At 70.8% G+C, this 18,930-nt stretch carries 19 protein-coding genes and 1 pseudogene; 12 read left to right on the top strand and 8 right to left on the bottom strand.

Annotation, left to right across the window (positions count from 1 at the left end; genetic code table 11):
- Positions 1 to 451: 451 nt before the first annotated feature.
- Positions 452 to 784: a PCC domain-containing protein gene (locus ACZ60Q_RS18335; RefSeq protein WP_469635261.1), complete on the bottom strand. Its 333-nt coding sequence runs from the start codon at positions 782 to 784 to the stop codon at positions 452 to 454.
- Positions 781 to 1,542, bottom strand: a complete 762-nt coding sequence (locus tag ACZ60Q_RS18330) for a helix-turn-helix domain-containing protein (protein WP_469635258.1) — start codon at positions 1,540 to 1,542, stop codon at positions 781 to 783. Before ACZ60Q_RS18330 ends, ACZ60Q_RS18335 begins: the two co-directional genes overlap by 4 nt.
- A gap of 86 nt (positions 1,543 to 1,628) precedes the next feature.
- Here ACZ60Q_RS18330 and ACZ60Q_RS18325 point away from each other — a divergent pair, with 86 nt between their 5' ends.
- The 9 genes and pseudogenes from ACZ60Q_RS18325 to ACZ60Q_RS18285 all read left to right on the top strand — a co-directional run bounded on the left by ACZ60Q_RS18325 (position 1,629) and on the right by ACZ60Q_RS18285 (position 9,683).
- A complete protein-coding gene (locus tag ACZ60Q_RS18325; RefSeq protein WP_469635256.1) occupies positions 1,629 to 1,856 on the top strand; it encodes a hypothetical protein in 228 nt (75 codons plus the stop codon).
- 340 nt (positions 1,857 to 2,196) lie between these two features.
- Complete coding sequence (locus ACZ60Q_RS18320) at positions 2,197 to 3,450, top strand: TfuA-like protein (RefSeq protein ID WP_469635253.1); 1,254 nt, start codon at positions 2,197 to 2,199, stop codon at positions 3,448 to 3,450.
- Positions 3,437 to 4,585, top strand: a complete 1,149-nt coding sequence (locus ACZ60Q_RS18315) for a YcaO-like family protein (RefSeq protein WP_469635250.1) — start codon at positions 3,437 to 3,439, stop codon at positions 4,583 to 4,585. The genes ACZ60Q_RS18320 and ACZ60Q_RS18315 overlap by 14 nt, the downstream gene beginning before the upstream one ends.
- The gene (locus ACZ60Q_RS18310) at positions 4,582 to 5,475 is read left to right on the top strand and encodes a class I SAM-dependent methyltransferase (RefSeq protein ID WP_469635248.1); all 894 of its coding nucleotides are present in this window, start codon (positions 4,582 to 4,584) and stop codon (positions 5,473 to 5,475) included. Before ACZ60Q_RS18315 ends, ACZ60Q_RS18310 begins: the two co-directional genes overlap by 4 nt.
- Complete coding sequence (locus ACZ60Q_RS18305; RefSeq protein ID WP_469635245.1) at positions 5,472 to 6,482, top strand: NAD(P)H-dependent glycerol-3-phosphate dehydrogenase; 1,011 nt, start codon at positions 5,472 to 5,474, stop codon at positions 6,480 to 6,482. The genes ACZ60Q_RS18310 and ACZ60Q_RS18305 overlap by 4 nt, the downstream gene beginning before the upstream one ends.
- A gap of 72 nt (positions 6,483 to 6,554) precedes the next feature.
- Positions 6,555 to 6,911 carry a hypothetical protein gene (locus ACZ60Q_RS18300; protein ID WP_469635243.1) on the top strand — a complete coding sequence of 119 codons (357 nt, stop codon included), beginning with the start codon at positions 6,555 to 6,557 and terminating at the stop codon, positions 6,909 to 6,911.
- The gene (locus ACZ60Q_RS18295; RefSeq protein ID WP_469635240.1) at positions 6,898 to 7,758 is read left to right on the top strand and encodes a hypothetical protein; all 861 of its coding nucleotides are present in this window, start codon (positions 6,898 to 6,900) and stop codon (positions 7,756 to 7,758) included. The genes ACZ60Q_RS18300 and ACZ60Q_RS18295 overlap by 14 nt, the downstream gene beginning before the upstream one ends.
- 135 nt (positions 7,759 to 7,893) lie before the next feature.
- A pseudogene (locus ACZ60Q_RS18290) lies at positions 7,894 to 8,901 on the top strand (JmjC domain-containing protein); the annotation flags it as partial.
- Complete coding sequence (locus ACZ60Q_RS18285) at positions 8,835 to 9,683, top strand: aldo/keto reductase (protein WP_469635239.1); 849 nt, start codon at positions 8,835 to 8,837, stop codon at positions 9,681 to 9,683. The pseudogene ACZ60Q_RS18290 and the gene ACZ60Q_RS18285, both read left to right, overlap by 67 nt.
- Here the strand turns inward: ACZ60Q_RS18285 and ACZ60Q_RS18280 are convergent.
- From ACZ60Q_RS18280 to ACZ60Q_RS18265, 4 genes are all read right to left on the bottom strand, one after another.
- Positions 9,671 to 10,531, bottom strand: a complete 861-nt coding sequence (locus tag ACZ60Q_RS18280) for a hypothetical protein (RefSeq protein ID WP_469635236.1) — start codon at positions 10,529 to 10,531, stop codon at positions 9,671 to 9,673. The genes ACZ60Q_RS18285 and ACZ60Q_RS18280 overlap by 13 nt on opposite strands.
- 96 nt (positions 10,532 to 10,627) lie before the next feature.
- Positions 10,628 to 11,152 (bottom strand): GNAT family N-acetyltransferase, encoded by a 525-nt coding sequence (locus ACZ60Q_RS18275; RefSeq protein ID WP_469635234.1) that lies wholly within the window; start codon positions 11,150 to 11,152, stop codon positions 10,628 to 10,630.
- Between the two features lie 75 nt (positions 11,153 to 11,227).
- Complete coding sequence (locus tag ACZ60Q_RS18270) at positions 11,228 to 12,067, bottom strand: ABC transporter permease (protein WP_469635231.1); 840 nt, start codon at positions 12,065 to 12,067, stop codon at positions 11,228 to 11,230.
- Positions 12,064 to 13,194: an ATP-binding cassette domain-containing protein gene (locus ACZ60Q_RS18265; RefSeq protein ID WP_469635228.1), complete on the bottom strand. Its 1,131-nt coding sequence runs from the start codon at positions 13,192 to 13,194 to the stop codon at positions 12,064 to 12,066. The genes ACZ60Q_RS18270 and ACZ60Q_RS18265 overlap by 4 nt, the downstream gene beginning before the upstream one ends.
- Before the next feature lie 128 nt (positions 13,195 to 13,322).
- Here ACZ60Q_RS18265 and ACZ60Q_RS18260 point away from each other — a divergent pair, with 128 nt between their 5' ends.
- Positions 13,323 to 14,186 carry a TetR/AcrR family transcriptional regulator gene (locus ACZ60Q_RS18260; RefSeq protein WP_469635225.1) on the top strand — a complete coding sequence of 288 codons (864 nt, stop codon included), beginning with the start codon at positions 13,323 to 13,325 and terminating at the stop codon, positions 14,184 to 14,186.
- Between the two features lie 52 nt (positions 14,187 to 14,238).
- Positions 14,239 to 14,643, top strand: a complete 405-nt coding sequence (locus ACZ60Q_RS18255; RefSeq protein WP_469635222.1) for a PPOX class F420-dependent oxidoreductase — start codon at positions 14,239 to 14,241, stop codon at positions 14,641 to 14,643.
- A gap of 57 nt (positions 14,644 to 14,700) precedes the next feature.
- Here ACZ60Q_RS18255 and ACZ60Q_RS18250 read toward each other — a convergent pair whose 3' ends face one another.
- Complete coding sequence (locus tag ACZ60Q_RS18250; RefSeq protein ID WP_469635219.1) at positions 14,701 to 15,750, bottom strand: YncE family protein; 1,050 nt, start codon at positions 15,748 to 15,750, stop codon at positions 14,701 to 14,703.
- A gap of 58 nt (positions 15,751 to 15,808) precedes the next feature.
- On the opposite strand from ACZ60Q_RS18250, the gene ACZ60Q_RS18245 reads away from it, so the two are divergent.
- On the top strand, positions 15,809 to 16,513 hold the full coding sequence (locus ACZ60Q_RS18245; RefSeq protein WP_469635216.1) for a GDSL-type esterase/lipase family protein: 705 nt from the start codon (positions 15,809 to 15,811) through the stop codon (positions 16,511 to 16,513).
- A gap of 21 nt (positions 16,514 to 16,534) precedes the next feature.
- Here ACZ60Q_RS18245 and ACZ60Q_RS18240 read toward each other — a convergent pair whose 3' ends face one another.
- Complete coding sequence (locus ACZ60Q_RS18240; RefSeq protein ID WP_469635213.1) at positions 16,535 to 18,154, bottom strand: right-handed parallel beta-helix repeat-containing protein; 1,620 nt, start codon at positions 18,152 to 18,154, stop codon at positions 16,535 to 16,537.
- Positions 18,155 to 18,930 lie beyond the last annotated feature (776 nt).

Below are 18,930 nucleotides of genomic sequence, written 5' to 3'. Positions count from 1 at the left end.
GTGCCAACACCGCGTCGGGGTCGTTTGGTTCTCGCACCGTAAGCAGTCGTGACACTGCGCCGCAAGCTGTCACGATTAGTCATACTTGCTGGCCGTGACGGAGTAGGGAGGTAGGGGAGGTTTTCCCCAACCCCCTTCTTCTACCAACCGGTTAAAGAAGGCGCTCGAACCCCGGGTCCCGTATCCCGACGCCCGAGTCCCGGCACCCGAGCTTCGGGCCGGAGCCCCACTCACGTACCCCCGGAAGAGTGACCCGACCGTCCCGAAGCCCGAAGCCCGAAGGTCAGGACCCGAGCTTCGAGGGAGGGCTACTTCCTGCCCTCGCCAAGGGCGGTACGCAGCCAATCAAGACTCCCCTGCACCAGAAGCTCGTCGGCCAGCCGGTTGGCGGCCCCACGGGGGAAGGGCGGCACCGGGGCCGACGTGTGCGAACACCCCGACGTGGGGCCGGTCAGTCAGTAGGGATGACGTAGACGCGGGCGAAGTGGGCGCCGATGTGCGCTTCGTGGAGGTGTCCGGCGATGGCGCGGTCTCCTTCGACACCCATGACTACGTGGAGGTGGACGAACCCGTTGCGGATCTCGCCGGTGCCGGTCATCTCGCCGGGCAGGTCGTACTTGGTGATGGTGTCCTTGAGCGCGTCGCCCTCGGGCATGGTGGAGACGGTGAAGGAGTCGGCGGCCCCGATCAGGGAGACGATCGCCGCGTCGGTGATACCGGCCTCGGCGGCCTGGCGGTTCAGCTCGTTGACGAGCTCACCCTGGGGGACTTCAAAGACGATCACGCGGGACTCCGTCCGATCATGGGGCTCAGCTCCCGCAGCATGACCGAGGAGCACCAGCGGGCGCCAGAGTCCTGTGGGTTGAGGGTCTCTTTCGCGAAGCGGGTGGCGAGGAAGTCCGCGCGGTGCGCGTACGCGGCGGGCTCGGAGGCGATCCGGCCTGCGGTCGTCCAGTCCACGGCGCAGACACGGGAGGTGACGGCCGTCAGGTAGAGGTGGCGGACCTCTTCGTCGTGGGCCAGAACGCGGGCGACGGCATCGGCGTAGCCCTGCCCGGGCACCTTGGCGAGGATTCCGGCGGCGTTGACGCGCAGGATCGGAACGTCGCCGCCGAGCATCCACCCGCGCAGGTTCGCCACGGCCGTCTTGTCCGTCAGTGAGGCGGTGACGACGTCCGCGCCGTGTGTGGTCTGGACCCCCGTCAGGGGGCCCGGGTCGCGGCCGGCGATGCCGGCCGCCATCTCCGAGGCCAGCCGGCCGTGCGAGAGCGCCAGGGTGGACAGTCCCAGGAAGGCTCGTCGGTTCACGCGGTCGAGGGTAGCCTCCGCGGCCAGTTGAGGGTGAGAGACGCCCAGCACGCGGGACAGGTGCCCGATCCAGTGCTTGCCGGGGATAACCTTGCCGGTCTCCCACCGTTTGACCCCGTCCCGGCCCGGTGCCCCGGTGGGGTCACCTGCGGAAAGGGCGAGCTGTTCGGCGAGCTGAGTCTGGGTCCACTGTTTGAGGGTGCGCAGATCACGGATCAACTGTCCGATCGGCATGGGCACATGATGCCCCCCGAGATGCCCCTCCGTGGCCCTCTCGTCACGGTTCACCCTTGCGGGAGCCGAAAGAGAGAGGTTGCGCCATGACTACACACCGGCCCGCCCCTCACCATGATCTGCCCGGCTGGCTGGGTGAGGGCGCCGCGGTCGTCGACGGGGGCGGGCACGGCCGTCGGGGCTTCGTGCAGTTCATCGGCGAGTGGGAGGACCCCGCCACCCGGCGCGTCACCCCTTGCGCGGTCTTCCTGCGTCCCGAGGACGGCGGCAAGGAGTGGATCGCCGCCGACAACCGCACCCTGACCAGAGGCTGAAGACTTCCCGCCCCGGCCAGGGGCGGGCAGGCGGGCCCCGCCGGGCGAGCAGCCCCGGGCCTGCGGAACCACCGGTGGGGGCAGCCTGCCCGCACCGGCAAAGTCGGCACGAAGGAGAAGCCCGTGGAGCCGTCCAAGTCCGCAATCGCCGCCGCCAGCACCTCGGCATCGGTGGAAGGGACCGAGGAGATCACCGGCCCCGTGGTGGTCGCCGTCGACGTCGAGGACGAGGAGTAGTCCCCTCTCTCGTTCGCGTCCTGACCTGGGTGCCCCTCCTGTCTCGCGTGCCCGTGAGCGCGGGGAGGGGCGCCCTTCGTGCTTCACCGTGGAGGAGGCCGTTGTGATTCACGTGTTCGTCGGGCCGACGCTGTCGGCGTCCGAGTCCGTACTCACCGCGCCCGGTGTACGGGTGCTTCCGCCGGCCCGGCACGGCGATCTGTTCGATACCTCGATGGGGGTCGGTGACACGGTCGTGCTCATCGACGGGGTGTACCACCAGGCGCCGGCACTGCGGCACAAGGAGATCCTCGCCGTCATGGGGCGGGGTGTTGGGGTGATCGGGGCGGCGAGCATCGGTGCGCTGCGGGCGGCCGAACTGGCGCCGTACGGGATGCTCGGCGTCGGCAGCGTCTACACCGCGTACGCCTCGGGGGAGATCGACGGCGACGACGAGGTGGCGATCGGGCAGGCCCCGGACGGGGAGTTCGGCGCGCTGACCTGGCCGCTGGTCAATCTCCGGCACGTCCTTCGGCTCGCCCGGTCGGCCGGGGTCCTCGACGGTGTGCGGGCCGCTGGGCTCCTTCAGGCGCTGCGCGCGGTCTACTACCCGCATCGCACGTGGGCCGCGGTGCGGGCCGTCTGCCGCCGCCGGTACGAGGCCGGGTTCGTCGGGTGGCTGGCCGAACAGCGTGAGCAGGACCGGCACTTCGGTGACCTCAAGCGCGTCGACGCGCTCGCCGCCGTCACTGCCGCGCTCGACGGCGCGGCAGTGACGGACCGGGCGGTCGTCGGGCCGCTGGTATGGGAGACGGCGTACTTCCGCCGCTGGTCCAACGCCTTCGCCAGCGCGTGTGTGGAGGGCCTGGAACTGTCCACCGAGGACCGCCTTGTCTACCAGCAGGTGTTCGACCCCGCGTTCCACGAGAGGTGGTCGGCCTACCTCGAACGCCTCTCCCGGCATCCCGCAGACGGCGGTCCGGGGCTGGTGCTGGCCGAGCGGCTGGCACAGGTGACCGGCGGGGACCTGCCCGCAGACCGCGTGTTCCACCCCACGATCGATCTGCGCGACGAGCGGGCGGTGGCGCTGTTGTTGGACGGCGAGAGTCCCCAGGACCGGCAGGCGGTCGCCCGGTATTCCGATGCTTTCGCCCGGGCTCGTCGCAGCCGGCCCGGATTCTCGGCGGCGGCGGTCCGCGAGGAGGTGACCCGCGAGCTCCTGCTCAGGGTGTGGCGTTGCCATGAGCAGGAGTTCGACGCGGAGGCATCCGCGCGGGGGCTGGCCAGCGGGGCGCGCGCCGCCTCGGCGGCCAAGCGGCTCGTGCCCGGATTCGTGGAAGAGACGAAGAGGACGGAGGCGGCCCGTGGGGGGCGTTGAGGAGCTGGTGGTGCTGCCAGGCACGGTGCGCGCCCGCACGCCGCAGGAAACATGGGAAGCACTGTCCGGACGGCTGATGGAGTTCGGGATCACCCGGGTCGCGGATCTGACCGGTCTGGACTGCGTCGGGCTTCCGGTCTTCGCCGCGATCCGGCCCGCGTCGCTGACCTTGTCGACGTCGCAGGGCAAGGGTGCTACACCCCTGTTGGCAAAGCTGTCGGCAGTCATGGAGGCGATCGAGCTGTGGCACGCCGAGCAGCCGCTGCCCGTCGCCGCGGTGGGCCCGGCCGCCGAGGTTGCCCCCGGCTGCCCCGTCGCCGCGCTGCCGATGGCCGTCCCGTACCCGGAGCGCGCCGTGTCGCGGATGGTGTGGGAGTGGGCGGCCGGTACCAGCCTGGTGAGCGGGGCCAAGGTGCTGCTGCCGGTCGACCTGGTCCGCCGCCGCGGACAGCGCCCGCAGTGGACCCCGGACGTACTGCGCGCGACGAGCACCGGGCTGGCGTGTGGCAACAGCCGGGATGAGGCCCTGCTGCACGGCCTGTTCGAGGTGGTGGAGCGCGATGTATTGCACCGGGACGGGCAGGCGGGCGGGCGGCTTCGCACGCTGATCGACCCCCGGACTGTCGATGACCCGCACGGCGGGGAGGTGATCGCCCGCCTGGCGGCGGCGGGTATGGCGCTGGAGGTCGCAATGGTGGACGGCCCGTACGGGCTGCCGGTGTGCGTGGCCTACCTGTGGTCGCAGGACTACCCGGTCGTCTTCGCCGGCGGCGGCTGCCACAGCGTCCCAGGGATCGCGCTGACGCGGGCGGTGACCGAGGCCGCCCAGTCCCGGCTGACCGCCATCGCCGGGACCCGGGACGACCTGCCCGGCGACCCGGGCAGCTTCGACACCCCGCCCTTTCACCCTGCTCAGACCGCCAGGCTTGCGCCGTGGACGGCCGCGACGGACCGCTTCACCCCGCCCCGCGGCGGCTTCGCCGACCAGGTGACGGCGGTGGCCCAGCAGGTCACGCGCGTCACCGGGCACGAACCGGCGGCCCTGGACCTGTCCGTCCCGGGCTGTCCCGTCCACGCCGTGCAGGTCCTCTGCCCCGGCACCCGCTCACGCATCAGGAGGTCGATGCCCCGATGAACCCCACCACCACGGCGCCGCCGAGCGAGACGGCGGACGGACAGCGCTCCGCCCAGTACGACGCCTTCCACTCCGCCCGCGCCCGCACCGATCTGGTCGCCCGCCTGTACGCCGAGGCGATGGGCGAGGACTACCCGGTGGAGGTCGCCGCCGCCAGCTCCTGCGACTGGCCCTTACTGGGGCTGCTGGCCGGCAGGCTGAGGATGCGTCCCGGCCAGCTCCTCGTCGACGCCGCATGCGGCGCCGGCGGAATCGGCCTGTGGCTGGCCCGCGCACTCGCTGTCCGCCTGGACGCCTTCGACCTCTCGCCCGTCGCCACCACGCAGGCCACCGCCCGCCGCGACCACTTCCTCGGCCCGGCCGCCGACCGTGCCGTCTTCCGCGTCGCCGAGCTGGAGAACACCGGCCTGCCGGACGGCTGCGCCCACGGCATCGTGTGCGTGGACGCCCTCGGACGCGCCGCAGACCGCGGGAACGCGCTGCGCGAGCTCGGCCGCGTCCTGGCCCCCGGCAGCCGTCTTGTCGTGACCCGCGCGCTGCGGCGCGGTGCGGACCCGGCGTGGCACCAGCAGGTGGCCACCGCCGGGTTGACGCAGGAGCACCTGGAAGAGCGGCCCGGCGAACCCGCGATGTGGGAACGGCTGTACCGGCTGTGGATCGCGCACGCCGATCAGTTGCGCCGTGAGCTGGGCGAGGCCCCGGCCGAGAACATGCTCCGCGAAGCACAGCACAAACTCCCCACCCTGCGCGGCCGGCGGGCCGTCCTACTGACGCTGCGGCGCCTCCCCGCCTCGGACGCACCGCCGTCAGCGGGGGCGGTCGATAGAATCGTCCGGCCCGGCCTCCAGACCGGCGACAGGACCGCGCCCGGCGAGAGGACCCCGCAGTGAACCAGCACCACGTCCGTGCGGCAGTGTTCTCGGCCGGGTCCTGGGGCACCGCCGTCGGCAAGATCATGGCGGACGCCGGTACCAGCGTGATCATGCACGCCCGGCGCGCTGAGATCGCCGACGCGATCAACGCCACCCACCGCAACCCTGGGTACTTCCCGGACGTCGAACTGCCCCACATCCTGACGGCCACCACGGACCCGGCCGCCGCCCTGGAAGGCGCGGACTTCCTGGTGCTGTCCATCCCCGCACAGTCCCTGCGGGCGAGCCTCGCTGCCTGGGCCCCGCACATCGGTGCGGACACTGTCATCGTGTCGCTGATGAAGGGCATCGAGATCGGCTCCGGCCTGCGGGCGAGCCAGGTCATCACCGAGGTGACCGGAATCCCCGCCTACCGGGTCGCCGTACTGTCCGGCCCGAACCTGGCCCGCGAAATCATGGACGGCCAGCCCGCCGCCGCCACCATCGCCTGCCCCGACGAGGACGCGGCCCACCGCGTCCAGCGCGCCTGCCACACCCCGTACTTCCGGCCCTACACGTCCACCGACGTGACCGGCTGCGAGCTGGGCGGCGCGGTGAAGAACGTCATCGCCCTCGCCGTCGGCATCGCCTCCGGTATGGGCATGGGCCACAACGCGCAGGCCATGCTCATCACCCGGGGACTCGCGGAGACCACCCGCCTCGCAACAGCCATGGGCGCGCACCCAGCTACCCTTGCCGGGCTCGCCGGCCTGGGTGACCTGGTGGCCACGTGCTCCTCCCCGCTCTCCCGGAACAGGACCTTCGGCACCCACCTCGGCCAGGGCCTGAGCGTCGAACAGACGACGGCCGCCACCCGGCAGACCACCGAGGGCGTCAAGAGCGCGGAGGCCATCCTCGCCCTGGCCCAAGCCCACGGCGTCGAGATGCCGATCACTGAAGTGATCTCCGCCCTGCTGCACGAGAAGGTCACCCTCGACCAGGCCGCTGCCGCGCTGATGCAGCGGCCCCCCAAGCCCGAGCGCTGACCCTCGCGGGCGCCCCGGATGCGGGGCCCACCGCCCTTCACCTCCACCCTCCCAACACGGAGGTTCCCCGTCATGCCCCCATCCCTGCTGTCCGCTGTCCAGATCGCCGTCGCCTGCGCCCTCGTGGCCTGGATGATCACCGGCTTCACCCCCCTGCCCGGCCGCTGGCTGCGCTGGAAGATGTTCTGCCGGGCCACCTTCACGATCGTCTCGCTCACCGGCACCACCGAGGACGGCCACACCGAACCGGTGAACGTCTACGACCACCTCTCGCCCGGTTCCTTCATCCTCGGACCACCCCAGCTCCAGGCGATCCTCGATCACCTCACCCGCGGCGGCCACTACGAACGAATCGACGGCACCGGCCGCGTCCTGACCGGCCGCGGCGAGCACCGGGTGGAGGTGCGGGACAGCCGTGTGGTTCTTTGACGCCATCGCCTCCGGATTCCAGCACCCGACCGACCCCGGCCGCATCCAGTGGTTCCGCATCCTCTTCGGCACGGTCCTCACCGCCCGGTTCGTCCTTTCCTTCGGGCAGGGCGGATGGGAACGCCTCGCGCCCGGCTCGCTCAGCCTCCACCTCGCCGAACAGCGCTTCGGCCCCCACCGAGCCCGCCTCCTGGCCGCCGGGTACCGGCCCGCGCTGGCCATCCGCACGATCGCCGCCCTCACCCTGGCCGTCGGGCTCGCACCACGCCTGTCGCTGCTGATCGTCCTGACCGGGACTGCCATGGAACTGCTCTACCTCAGAAGCCCCAACGCGGTGCGCTACACCCTGCTGACCGGCACCTGCCTTCTGCTCGCCGGGGACCTCGGCCACGGTCTGACCATCGAGCACGACCCGAGCACGGCCAACACCTGGGCCCAGTGTCTGATCGTGCTGATCACCACAGACATCTACTGGAACAGCGCCTGGCAGAAACTCCGCTCTCCCCAGTTCCGCAGCGGGCTCTACCTCGCCCAGTGGATCCACACCTACACCCAGGTCCGTGACCAGCTGCCCCACCGCCGGTTCCAGTACGCCGTCCCCGGCCTGATCCGCCGGCACATGGGCAACCTCACCCGTCGGGACGTCCGCCTCTGGCGTACGGTCGCGGCCACCGCCATCGCAGCCGAGATCGCACTGCCGCCCGCGCTCCTCATCCCGCAGACGATGCCGTACGCCGTCGCTGCCGGGATCGCCATGCACGCGGCCTTCACCTGCCTCAAACCCCGCCAGCTCATCACTTTCTCCGGGCTGACGGTCAGTACCTACCTGACCTTCGCCGCCGCGTGACCGTTCCCGCTCCGGCCCGGCCGGGGGCCCGCTGCACGGCCCGGATGCGGCCGGGCTCGACAAGGACGGGGAGAGCAGGCGGGCTCAGCGTCCCTCCCCGGGAGCCGGATCGTTGTCCTGGGTGAGGTGCCGGGCCAGGGCGAGGAGGTCCACCCGGCCATCTACTACACCGACAGCGTCAGCCCTCGGGGCCAGAGCATCTCCATGGTCGACATGCGCAGCCTGGGGTCTCTCCTCCAGAACGGCGCGACGCTCATCCTGGACCAGGCCAACGTCTTCGACCCGACGATGGAAGTGGCTTGCCGTGCCTTCCAGTGGTGGTCACACGAGCGGGTACAGGTGAACGCGTACCTCACGACGAACGACGCCGCCGGATTCCCGCTGCACTGGGACGACCATGATGTCCTGATCGTCCAGCTCGCCGGGGAGAAGAACTGGGAGGTGCGTGGTACCTCGCGTACAGCCCCGATGTACCGGGACGCGGACCCCAACACCACGCCGAGCAAGGACATCGTCTGGTCCGGCACGATGAGCGCTGGCGACGTCATGCACATCCCGCGTGGGCACTGGCACCAGGCCACCCGCACCGGCAGTGGCTCGGGTAGGAGCCTGCATGTGACGTTCGGCGTCACTAAGCGCTCGGGAGCCAGCTGGCTCGCATGGTTGGCCGACTGGTCTCGCGAGCAGGAGATCTTCCGGCACGACCTCGACCGCTCCGGCACGGTCGGCCACGGTGCCCTCGCCGATTCTGCGGCCCGACTCGTGGGCGAGCGATCCCCCGGCGACTTCTTGGCAGCGTACGAGCAGGAGACGGCACCCGCACGGCACGTGCCGTTTCTCGAGATCTTCGGCCCGCTGGACTTCGTGGTGTGCACCACCCAATTTCCGCCCCGAATCCAGGAGAACGGAGAGACAGTCGATGTCCTGACCTCGGGAAAGAAGCTCACTCTCACCATCAAGGCGCTCCCGTCGCTGCGTCTCCTGCTAAGTGGCAGGCCCGTCCACATGGACCAGGCGGCATCTGAAACGGGTGCTGAAGCGGCAGAAGTAGCAGCGATCCTGGTGGAAGAGGAGATATGCGCACCGCTCACCCCCGAGTTGTCCTTGGGCTACACCGGTCTCGTCATGAACGCTCTCTCCTGACCAAGGCGGCAGACCTCGGCATCACCGCGATCGACACCAGCGCCAACTACCTCGGGTTCCAGTCGCACAGGGTCCTCGCCGAGGTAGCCGGAGACCTGCTGCCGAACTTCTCGGTATCCACGAAGATCGGCTACTTCTCCGCGGACGGGACTTCGGTGCACTCGCTCGACCCCGATCGCCTGCGCGGCGCTTTGGAGGGCGCCGTCCGCGACCTGCGCAGGGAGCCGGACCTGGTCTTTCTCCACAACCCGGAACACAGCCTTGCCGAGGCCTCCGAGAGATCGGCACCGAACCTCCTGAGCAATGCCTGCTCCGTCCTTGTGGACGCCACCACGCGTGGACTCTGCGGGTCCTGGGGGATCTCGTCATGGGACCCACGGTCACTGATCGAACTGGAGCATCGGCAGTTCCCCCGCCCCGATGTCCTCATGCTCAGGGCGGGTCTCCTGGTCGGTGCCGAAGTCCTCCAAGCAGGCGAGAAGTTCGCCTCGCGTTTCGCCCCTTCAGCTGTATGGGGCATGAGCCCGTTCGCCGGCAGCACAGCCGACCCGGTGTGGGCGAGATTCGATCCGCGACTGTTCCTACGCGCACCAGAGCGGGCCAACAAGGCTCAGGCGGCCTTCCGCGTCGCCTTCCACCTACCCGGAGCAGCCAAGGTGGCAGTGAGTTCCCATAGCGCAGATCACCTGAGCGAGCTGGTTGGGTCTCTGGCTCACGAAGTGGACTCCGCGGCTGTCGCCGAGTATCGCCGCCTCCTGGCGAGAGACGCTCAGGAGGACTGAAGTTGCTCGACGATCCGAACGGCTTCCTTGCGCGCCGGCTGCAGTCGTGGGTCGGATTCGTGCGCGTACGGGCCGACGATCTTCGCGCAGACGAACAGAGACATCAGTCGGCCGGACCGGCTTTCCAGGTCCGGCCGCCGCTCGTTCCACACACGATCCGCAAGCGCCGGTACCACCAGCGCATTTGCCCACAGGGTCGCCGCGTCCAGTCCTCTCGGTGCCGTCCCCCAGTCCTCCCAGTCGATGATGCAGAACTTGGGGCCCATGACGTTGGCCCAGGTCAGGTCAGCGTGTGCGGGGGCCCATTCATCAATGGCGAGGTTGGCGATCTCAGGGAAGACCTGCCGGATGGTCGCGTCCACGAGGCTCTGCGTGATCGACTCGGTGTCCGGCGTCGCGATGCGTGGAGTGAGCTGTGCAGCAAGAGCGTCCAGCGATGTGTTCAGCCCGGCCCACCACATGTCCGTCAGCGGAGGGGCCTCGATCACCAAGGCCGCTTGTCCGACGGGTGTCCCAGCGACGAACTCCGTCTCGTCGGCCCTCCACATGACTGGTTCCTGTGCGTCCCGCCAGGTAAGCCCTGTATGCCATCGGGGCATGGCCACTCCGCGTAGAACGGCTGCTGTCTCCGGCCCGTTGCCGCCCTGGGCTGCGATTCGCTGAAACGACCGCCGTTCCACCCGCACCCACGTGTTCCGATCTGTGAGTCCCCCGACAGACCGCCGTTTTCGGATGACTGTGTCCCGGTCAACGCGGACCTTCAGAGACCGTTCCACGCGATCGAGCACGTCATCGACCGGCTCGACCCTAAGATCAACAGCACGCGCAGAAGGCACCGACGACGTCATGGTGGGACCGTAGCAAATCGCGCTACTTGAGCAGAAAGCTTCCTCAAGCCAGTAGGCAGTAGGACTCGCATGAGCCGTGTGCCGGCCCAGCAGGCCCTAAAGGGCCCCCGGCACGGGCGGGTTGCCCGCCCAGCGCCGTTCGCCGTCCTCCCACTCCCCCGTCAGCCGGAGGCCCGCCGCCGCGGCGACCGCCTCGGACCCGGCGTGGTCGGGGTGGATGTGGGCGACGAGTTCCCGGACGCCCGCAGTCTCGACCAGGTGCGCCGCGAGGCCCTTCGCCGCCTCGCTCGCGTAGCCCCGGCCCTGCCACGGCGTCCCGATCACCCAGGCGATCTCCGCCCGGGGTCCCCGTACCGTCGCCTGGACGTATCCGGCGAGGCTCCCGTCCTCGCGGATCCGGAGCACCCAGTTCCACCACAGCTCCCCGGGGTCCGGCGAACCGGCGCTCTGCCGCTCGTAGCGGGACCGCAGCGCGACCGGGTCCGGCGGACCGCCGCCGGTGAACACGTACAGCGCCGGGTCCGCGAGGACGGCCGCCATCTCCTCGGCGTACGCCGGATCGAGGGGGAGCACGTCGAGGCGGGCGGTGGTGAAGGGCAGGGGCGCAGTCGTCATCGGCACGGTGTCCGACCCTATGCCGCCCCCGCCCCCCCGTGCCACGGGTTTCCGCGGCTCACGGCCGGTGCGCGAGTGCCCTTACCGGCTCAGGCGCTGGAAGCGGCGGACCGCCAGCGGCAGGAACACCAGCGTGATCGCGAGCGGCCACACCACGGCCATCAGCAGGGCATGCTCCTCGACCCAGGTGCCGCCGCCCGCCACGGGGTTCCCGAACAGCTCGCGGGTGGCCGTCGCCGTCGAGGAGATCGGGTTCCAGGCCGCGATCGTGCCCAGCCAGCCCGGCATCAGGGACGGGGCCACGAAGGTGCTGGAGATCATCGTGATGGGGAAGGCCACCGCGTACAGTCCGCCCGCCGCCTCCGGGGTGGGCACCAGCATGCCGAGCCAGACGCCCACCCAGATCAGGCTGAACCGCAGCAGCAGGAGCAGCCCGAACGCCCCGAGGCCCGCCATCACCCCGCCGCCCGCGCGCCAGCCCATCAGCAGCGCGGTGACGGCCAGGATGGTCAGCTCGGCCGCGGCCACCACCAGGTCGGCCACCCCGCGTCCGGAGGCGAAGGCGGAGGGAGCCATCGGCATGGACCGGAAGCGGTCGACGACCCCCTTGGCGACGTCGGTGACGACGGCCACGGCGGTGTTCATGAAGCCCATGGCCATGGTCATGGCGAACATGCCGGGCATCAGGAACTCCCGGTAGTCCCCGCCCCCGGGCACCTTCATCGCGCTGCCGAAGACGTATCCGTACAGCAGGACGGAGAGGATCGGGAAGCCGAGCTGCCAGACGACGGCGGAGGGATAGCGCTGGTACTGGGTGAGGGTGCGGCGGGTGATGTTCCAGCAATCGGAGACCGCCCAGTAGACGAGACCGTGGTCACGGACCGGGCCCGTCGCCGCCGGGTTCCTTTCGAGTGTGGTCATGCCGCCGCCACCTCCGGGGAGTCGTGGTTCTCGGTGCTGTGGTTCCCGGTGCCGTGGTTCTCGGTGCCGCCGTTCCCGGCGTTACGACTCCCGCTGTCATGACTCCCGGCGTCACGGCTCCCGGCGTCGGGGGCCGTGCCGTGTCCCGTCAGGCGCAGGAACACGTCGTCCAGGCTCGGCCGACGCAGCCCGATGTCCTCCACCGCGATTCCGTCGTCCTGGAGGCCCCGGGCCACCTCGGTGAGTGCGGACACCCGGTCGGCGACCTGGGCGTGCACCCGGCGGGCGGTGGCATCGGTGACGACGAGCCCGCCCCCGGCCACCCGGTCGACGGTTCTCGCCACCGCTTCGAGGTCCCCCGCGTCGGCGGCCACCACCTCGATCCGGTCGCCGCCGACCCGGTTCTTCAGCGCGTCCGGGGTGTCGTCGGCGATGGCCCGCCCCCGGTCGATGACGGTGATGTGCGAGGCGAGTCTGTCCGCCTCGTCCAGGTACTGCGTGGTCAGCAGCACCGTCGTACCGCCGGCCACCAGCGCCCGGACCGCGTCCCAGACCTCGCCCCGGCCGCGCGGGTCGAGCCCGGTCGTCGGCTCGTCCAGGAAGAGCACATCGGGCTGGAGAATCATCGAGGAGGCCAGGTCGAGCCGTCGCCGCATGCCGCCGCTGTACTCCTTGGCGCCCTTGTCGGCGGCCTCGTTCAGGTCGAACCGGTCCAGCAGTTCCGCGGCGCGGTGCCGGGCCCGGCGGTTGCCGAGGTGGAAGAGCCGCCCGAACATCTCCAGGTTCTGCCGCCCGGTGAGGCCTTCGTCGACGGCCGCGTACTGGCCGGTGAGCCCGATCCGGCTGCGTACGCGGCGGGGTTCGCGCGCCACGTCGAGCCCGGCGACCTCCGCCCGGCCCCCGTCGTACCGCAGGAGCGTGGCGAGGACCCGCACGGCGGTGGTCTTGCCCGCCCCGTTCGGGCCGAGCAGGCCGTGGACGGTGCCGGGGCGGACGGCGAGGTCGAATCCGTCGAGCGCCCGCTTCTCCGTGCCGCCCTTCCCCCGCCCCCCGTACCGCTTCACGACATCTTCGGCGAGCACCGCGTACCCGGACGCGGACCCCGCCCCTGTTTTAGGCATGGACATAGCGCAACCCCCTGTTCCTCGGACCGGCCGGAAGCCGATCGAGGTGCACCGTACCGCACTTTGGGTACACCGTACCCATATTCGGGTACGGTGTACCCACAACTGTTCCGGGGCACTACGCTGACCTCATGGCGAAAGACGGATCGACAGCGGCGACGGACGGCACGGCCACCGGGAGCGGCGACATCGCACGCAGCCTGGAACTCCTGTGGGGCACCGGGGACCGCCCCAGCCGCGGCCCCAAACCGGGTCTCTCGCTGGACCGGATCGTCACCGCCGCCATTGCCGTCGCGGACGCGGAAGGGCTGACCGCCGTCTCCATGCGCCGGCTCTCCACCGAGCTCGGCACGGGCACGATGTCGCTCTACCGGTACGTCCCCGGCAAGGCCGAACTGCTGGACCTGATGCTCGACCGGGTGCTCGGCGAGCCCCTGCCTTCCGACACGGAGCATCCCGTCGACGCGCCCCCCGCCGACTGGCGGGCGGCCGTCGACGCCATGGCCCGTACCTATCTGGAGAACCTGCGCGGCCACCCCTGGCTGTTGAAGATCAACCAGGCCCGTACCGTGCTCGGCCCCAGCGCCCTGCGCGGCCTGGAGCTCTCCCTCACCGCGCTGCGGTCCATGGGACTGCGCGACGCCGAGCTGATCGGCGTGATCATCACGGTCAACAGCTTCGTGGAGGGCCTCGCCCGCACCCAGGCCGACGCGGCGGAGGCCCTGCGGCAGACGGGGCTGAGCGACGAGGAGTTCTGGGACAACCAGCGCCCCTATCTGGAGCGGGCCATGCTCAGCGGCGCGTACCCGATGATGGCGAGCCTGTCGGAGGACACCTTCAGCTTCGAGTTCGACCACTTCGAGTTCGGGCTGCGACGGCTGATCGCCGGCTTCGAGGCCCTGGTCGCGGAGCGGACCTCGGAGCGCACGGCGGACCGGACCTCCGAACGCACGGCGGAGCGCACGACGGACCGGACCGCGGAGCAGGCCCCGTAGCCGACAGCAGCCCGGAAGTGACAGCGCCCCCGGCCCGTGCCCCAATGGATGTATGGACGCCAGCCGGGAGCTCGCTCCTTTCGTCAAGCAGTACGCCGTTCTGCTGAGCACCCACCGCCAGGACGGGACCCCCGTCGGCACACCGGTCAACATCGCCGTCGAGGGCGATCACGCGTTCATCCGCACGTTCTCCTCCGCCTGGAAGGTCGAGCGGATGCGTAACCACCCGCAGGTGGAGATCGCCCCCTGCACGGTCCGGGGCCGCCCCACCGGGCCGCAGGTCAGGGCGCACGCGCGGCTGCTGCGGCCGGGCACGGGGGAGAACACGCACGCGGCGCGGATGCTGTCGCGGAAGTACCCGGTCGTGCAGGGCGTGCTCGTCCCGTTCGCGCACCGGCTGAAGCGGGACCGGACCCTGCACTACGTGGTGTGGCCGGTGACGGACGAGGACACCTGAGCACGAGCGAGCGGGAACGCGACCGTGAACGCGCCGATTCGCCCGCCCTCCGTCCGGCTACCCGCGCCGCCGCTTCAGCGCCCACCAGAGGGCCGCGGCCCCGACGAGGACGGCCGCCCCGAGGGCCGCGTTGCCACTGCCGCCCTCGCCGGCGCTCCCCCGGTCACCGCCCTTCGAGGGGGCCCCGGAACCTTCGCCGGAACCTTCGCCGGAACCGGACCCGGAGCCGGACCCCGAACCGCTCCCCGAACCGCCCTCCGCCTCCACGCGGACGACCTCGCTGCGGGCCCCCTCCGAGCCGAACATCAGGGCCGAGCCGTCCGCCGTGTACGTCACCGACTCGGCCTGCCGCTGGAACGGCGCGGCGACCGATCGGTCCTCACCGAGGCGGCCGTCCTCGAAGGCGTACTCGCGGGCGCTGAAGTACGAGCGCAGCACCAGCCGGGTCCCGTCGGGCGAGAAGGCCCCGTCCGTGACCCACGGCACCTCGCCGACCCGCCGGAACACGTTCGGGGAGCCGGCGGACAGCTTCGCGGGGCCTTCGTAGAGGCCGCCGCCGTCCTCGTTCTTGGAGGCGATGTAGACGCGGCCGGTCTTCGGGTGGACCATCAGCGCCTCGGCGTTGCGGGCCCCGTCGGCGTACGTCACGTCGTACTGGACGGCCGTGACGGTGGCGTCGCGCAGGGTCTTCGGCTCGGGGAAGCGGTAGATCCAGACGTGGTCCCAGCTGCCGTCGAGGTTGTCCCCGATGTCACCGACGTAGAGGTCGCCGTCCGGCCCGATGGAGATGCCCTCGACGTCCCTCGGCTCCCCCACGCCCCGCAGGGTGATGGTCGCGAGGGTCTTCCCGGTGCGGGAGTCGACGGCGTAGACGTAGGGGCCGTCGTCGCTGTCGTTGTGCGTCCAGTAGACGCCGGGGTGCGCGCGGCTGGCGGCGAGCCCGCTGGACTCGGTGACGCGGGGGTCCTCGATCGTGAAGTCACGGTCGGGCCGCCCGTCGTCGGCCACGGCCGGACCGGCCCCGGCGAACAGCCAAACGGCGACGGAGAGAGCGGCGGCGAGGGTGGCGGCGGCGCGGCCCGCCGGGCCGGTCGGATACGAGCGCATGGCCCCAGTGTCCATCGTCACGTCGCAGGCCGGAGCCGGGATCGGCCATGATGACGCCATGCGTTTTCTCCCGGTCGGCGATTCCATGACCATCGGCGCCACCGGCGACTTCACCTGGCGCTACCGCATCTGGCAGCACTTCGAGGCGCATCCCGGCCTGGCGCCCGAGATCGTCGGCCCGCGCACGACGCTGTACGACCTCGGGGCGAACGCCCCGGTCTCCCACGCGTACGCCGACCCGTCCTTCCCGCCCGCCGCCCGCCGGCACCTCTCCGGCTGGGGCGAGGGCTGGCTGCACATGGCCCCGGTGATCGCGGACGCGGTCCGCGAGGCGGAGGCGGACGTCCTGCTGGTCTCGCTCGGCCTGATAGACCTCGGGTTCTACACGGACGCCGGGCAGACGGCGGCCAACGCCCGCGCGTTCATCACGGCGGCCCGCACGGCCAACCCGCACCTGCGCATGGTGCTGCTCCCGGTGATACCGAACATCCGGGCCGTGACGGACGCCCCCTTCGCCGCCTCCTGCGCCCGCTTCAACGAACTCCTCGCCAAGGCCGTGGCCGACCTCGACGAACCGTTCTCACCGCTCCTGCTGGCCTCGCACCCCACGGCGTACGACATCCGCACGGACACCTACGACGGCACCCACCCCGGAGCGACGGGCGAGCACAAACTGGCCGCCGCGTTCGCCGACGCGATGCACCAGGCATGGGAACTGGGCGGGCCGTACGTCGGCAGGCACGCGACGCCGGCGGCTGTCTGAGGCACTGCCCGCCCGGACCGTTCAGCCGAGGTTTCCGTCTCCTACGGTCCCCGTGCCCCGGTCGCGGACCGCCGTGCCCCAGCCGCGCAGGTCGTTCCCGGTGACCCAGGCGGCCTGGCTGCCGGCCATCACCCCCACCCCGGCCCCCGCGCCGCCGCTCTCACCGACCCGTGCGACGTTGCCCCGGACCGACACGTTCACCGCGTTGCCGCCGATCCGGATCGCGTAGTTCGTGTCCAGCCCGGCGGTGCCCGCGCCGGTGACGCGGTTGTCGCGGACGGCGGCTTCGGAGGAGGCCACCGAGATCCCGTTGTCGCTCGTGCGGAGCACGGTGTTCTGGGCGATGAGGGCCTCGGTCGAGCCGGTGTCGACAGCGATGCCGTCGCCGGTGATGTCCGACAGGTGGTTGCCGGTGATGACGGCGTGCGGGGACCGCTGCACCTGGATGCCCTGGCAGTTGCCGCCGGACGGATGGCCGGTCGTGGCGACGATGTTGCCGGTGATCGACGCCCCGTCCGTCTGGCTGACGTAGATCGCTGTCTCCCCTTTCGTCTCGCGAATGATGTTGCCGCTGATGACCACCGAACTGTTGCGCCCGGAACCCGCGTTGGACACCACGATGCCGCCGCCCGCGCGACGGATGATGTTCCCGGTGACGGCGATGTCCTGGAGTGCGTTGCCCGACCCCGAGCCGATGTGGATGCCGGTGACGGTGGCCGCGTCGATGGTGTTGTCGGCGATCACCGACTGCTGCCAGTCGGTGGCGCGGATCCCGTAGGCCCCGCTGCTCTCCACACGGTTGGCCAGCACGCGGATGTTCCGGTGGGCCGGCCGGTGTCCGTCGCCGGACGCGACGTAGTGGTCCCCGCAGAGGGCGTCGTACGGGGCGTCGAGCTCGGGCCGGGAGTTGCGCATGACGCACCCCGTGATCAGGACGTCCTCGCAGGGGGTGCCGTCGAAGTCGGGGGCGGGAAGATTGGCGGAGTTGGTCGCGCCGGTGATCTGCACGGCCTCCAGCCGGTTCGGCACGGTCGGAGTTCCGGTCCCGGCGTACACGCCGTCGAAGAGGCAGTCGACGATCCTCGCCCGCCGCACCGCGTTGAGCTCGATCGCGTGCGCCTGAGGAACATCGAGCACGGTGACGTCCCGGACGGTGAACCCGTCGGCGTGCGCGAACACGAAGGCGGGGCAGGTCGAGGTGAACCGGCTGCCGCGCATGTCCCACGCACCGCCGAAGACGGATATGTTCCCGGCGCCCCCGTAACCGGCGACCGGGGGCATGCCGCTCGTGTAGTTCTTGACGAGAGCCGAGGTGTTGCCCGTACGGAACAGCCGGGCCCCGTGGGCCCGCACGGTCATACCGGGCCCGAGCAGCAGGGATTCCCCGAGCGCGTACGAGCCCGGCGGCACCAGCAGGGTCGCCCCGCCACCGGCCACGGCCCGCGCGTCGGTCAGCGCGCCGCGGAAGGCCGCGGTGTCGTCGGCCACGCCGTCCCCGACCGCGCCGTAGGCCCGGACGTCGAAGACGGGGCCCGCCGCCGCTGCCGGTGCCGCGGCGGCGGGCCCGGCGGCCGTCAACTGCGTGGCGCCGGCACCGCCGAGGAGCCCGCCGGTGGCCAGCATCAGGGCGCGTCTGTCCATGGTTCGTTCGTCCGTCCATCGGTGAGCGGGAAGGCCGCGGGGAGCACAGCTCCGCCGTGCCCACGCGGCCCGGAGTATGCGACGCATCCTGCCACGGGCCGCGCCCCGCACCCCGTCGGCCGAGAGCGGGCCGGACCGGCGGCAGTTCGAGTCCTGCCGGAGGCAGACCCGACTGTCGGGGCGGTCCTCTTGCTTCCGGACGGACATATCCCCGTTCGCCGATGTCGCGGTTCTCGCCGTCAGCGCCCGGGCGGCTCCGGCACACGGGAACTCGCGATAGGTACCTGGGAAGCGAGATATTCACTCGCTGCCGCATTGCCCATCGAAGCACTGGCAGAGTTCGCGATAACTTCATCGACCGCGACATCGACAGCACGCACCCCTCCCTCATAAAAAAACCCGCCACCGCAAGGCACCCCGGGCGAGGGAGGGAGCTCCGCAGGGTTGGCCGACTCCCGGCCGTCGACCCTGGTCCACTTTCTCCTGGAACTTCTCATTAGGGCCGCTTGCCCATCTGATGCCCCATAGCATCAACTCTTCTATGTAATCGACAGAAACACCACCCTTTCTACACACAGGGATTCACCTACCGTGCGACCACCAGGTGTAGACCCCATGATCAATTCGCGTTAAAGTCCGACAGGCGCACACGCCGTGAACACAACTGTCGTGCCGGTACTCAACGAGGAAGGCCCGTGTGCATGCCGACAGGATCCGCCGTATCGGTAGGGATTTCCTTCATCGCTGTCGCAGGAATACCGCCCGCGCCATGAAGC

Source organism: Streptomyces sp. NPDC104313 (assembly GCF_055583985.1).
This window is presented reverse-complemented; position numbering and strand designations above follow the sequence as displayed.

Excerpts from the sequence above, each read along its gene's own strand:
- ACZ60Q_RS18330 (WP_469635258.1), bottom strand. The coding sequence starts at position 1,542 with ATGCCGATCGGACAGTTGATCCGTGATCTGCGCACCCTCAAACAGTGG.
- ACZ60Q_RS18325 (WP_469635256.1), top strand. The coding sequence starts at position 1,629 with ATGACTACACACCGGCCCGCCCCTCACCATGATCTGCCCGGCTGGCTG.
- ACZ60Q_RS18310 (WP_469635248.1), top strand. The coding sequence starts at position 4,582 with ATGAACCCCACCACCACGGCGCCGCCGAGCGAGACGGCGGACGGACAG.
- ACZ60Q_RS18300 (WP_469635243.1), top strand. The coding sequence starts at position 6,555 with ATGCCCCCATCCCTGCTGTCCGCTGTCCAGATCGCCGTCGCCTGCGCC.
- ACZ60Q_RS18285 (WP_469635239.1), top strand. The coding sequence starts at position 8,835 with ATGCGCACCGCTCACCCCCGAGTTGTCCTTGGGCTACACCGGTCTCGT.
- ACZ60Q_RS18280 (WP_469635236.1), bottom strand. The coding sequence starts at position 10,531 with ATGACGTCGTCGGTGCCTTCTGCGCGTGCTGTTGATCTTAGGGTCGAG.
- ACZ60Q_RS18270 (WP_469635231.1), bottom strand. The coding sequence starts at position 12,067 with ATGACCACACTCGAAAGGAACCCGGCGGCGACGGGCCCGGTCCGTGAC.
- ACZ60Q_RS18265 (WP_469635228.1), bottom strand. The coding sequence starts at position 13,194 with ATGTCCATGCCTAAAACAGGGGCGGGGTCCGCGTCCGGGTACGCGGTG.
- ACZ60Q_RS18260 (WP_469635225.1), top strand. The coding sequence starts at position 13,323 with ATGGCGAAAGACGGATCGACAGCGGCGACGGACGGCACGGCCACCGGG.
- ACZ60Q_RS18255 (WP_469635222.1), top strand. The coding sequence starts at position 14,239 with ATGGACGCCAGCCGGGAGCTCGCTCCTTTCGTCAAGCAGTACGCCGTT.
- ACZ60Q_RS18250 (WP_469635219.1), bottom strand. The coding sequence starts at position 15,750 with ATGCGCTCGTATCCGACCGGCCCGGCGGGCCGCGCCGCCGCCACCCTC.
- ACZ60Q_RS18245 (WP_469635216.1), top strand. The coding sequence starts at position 15,809 with ATGCGTTTTCTCCCGGTCGGCGATTCCATGACCATCGGCGCCACCGGC.
- ACZ60Q_RS18240 (WP_469635213.1), bottom strand. The coding sequence starts at position 18,154 with ATGGACAGACGCGCCCTGATGCTGGCCACCGGCGGGCTCCTCGGCGGT.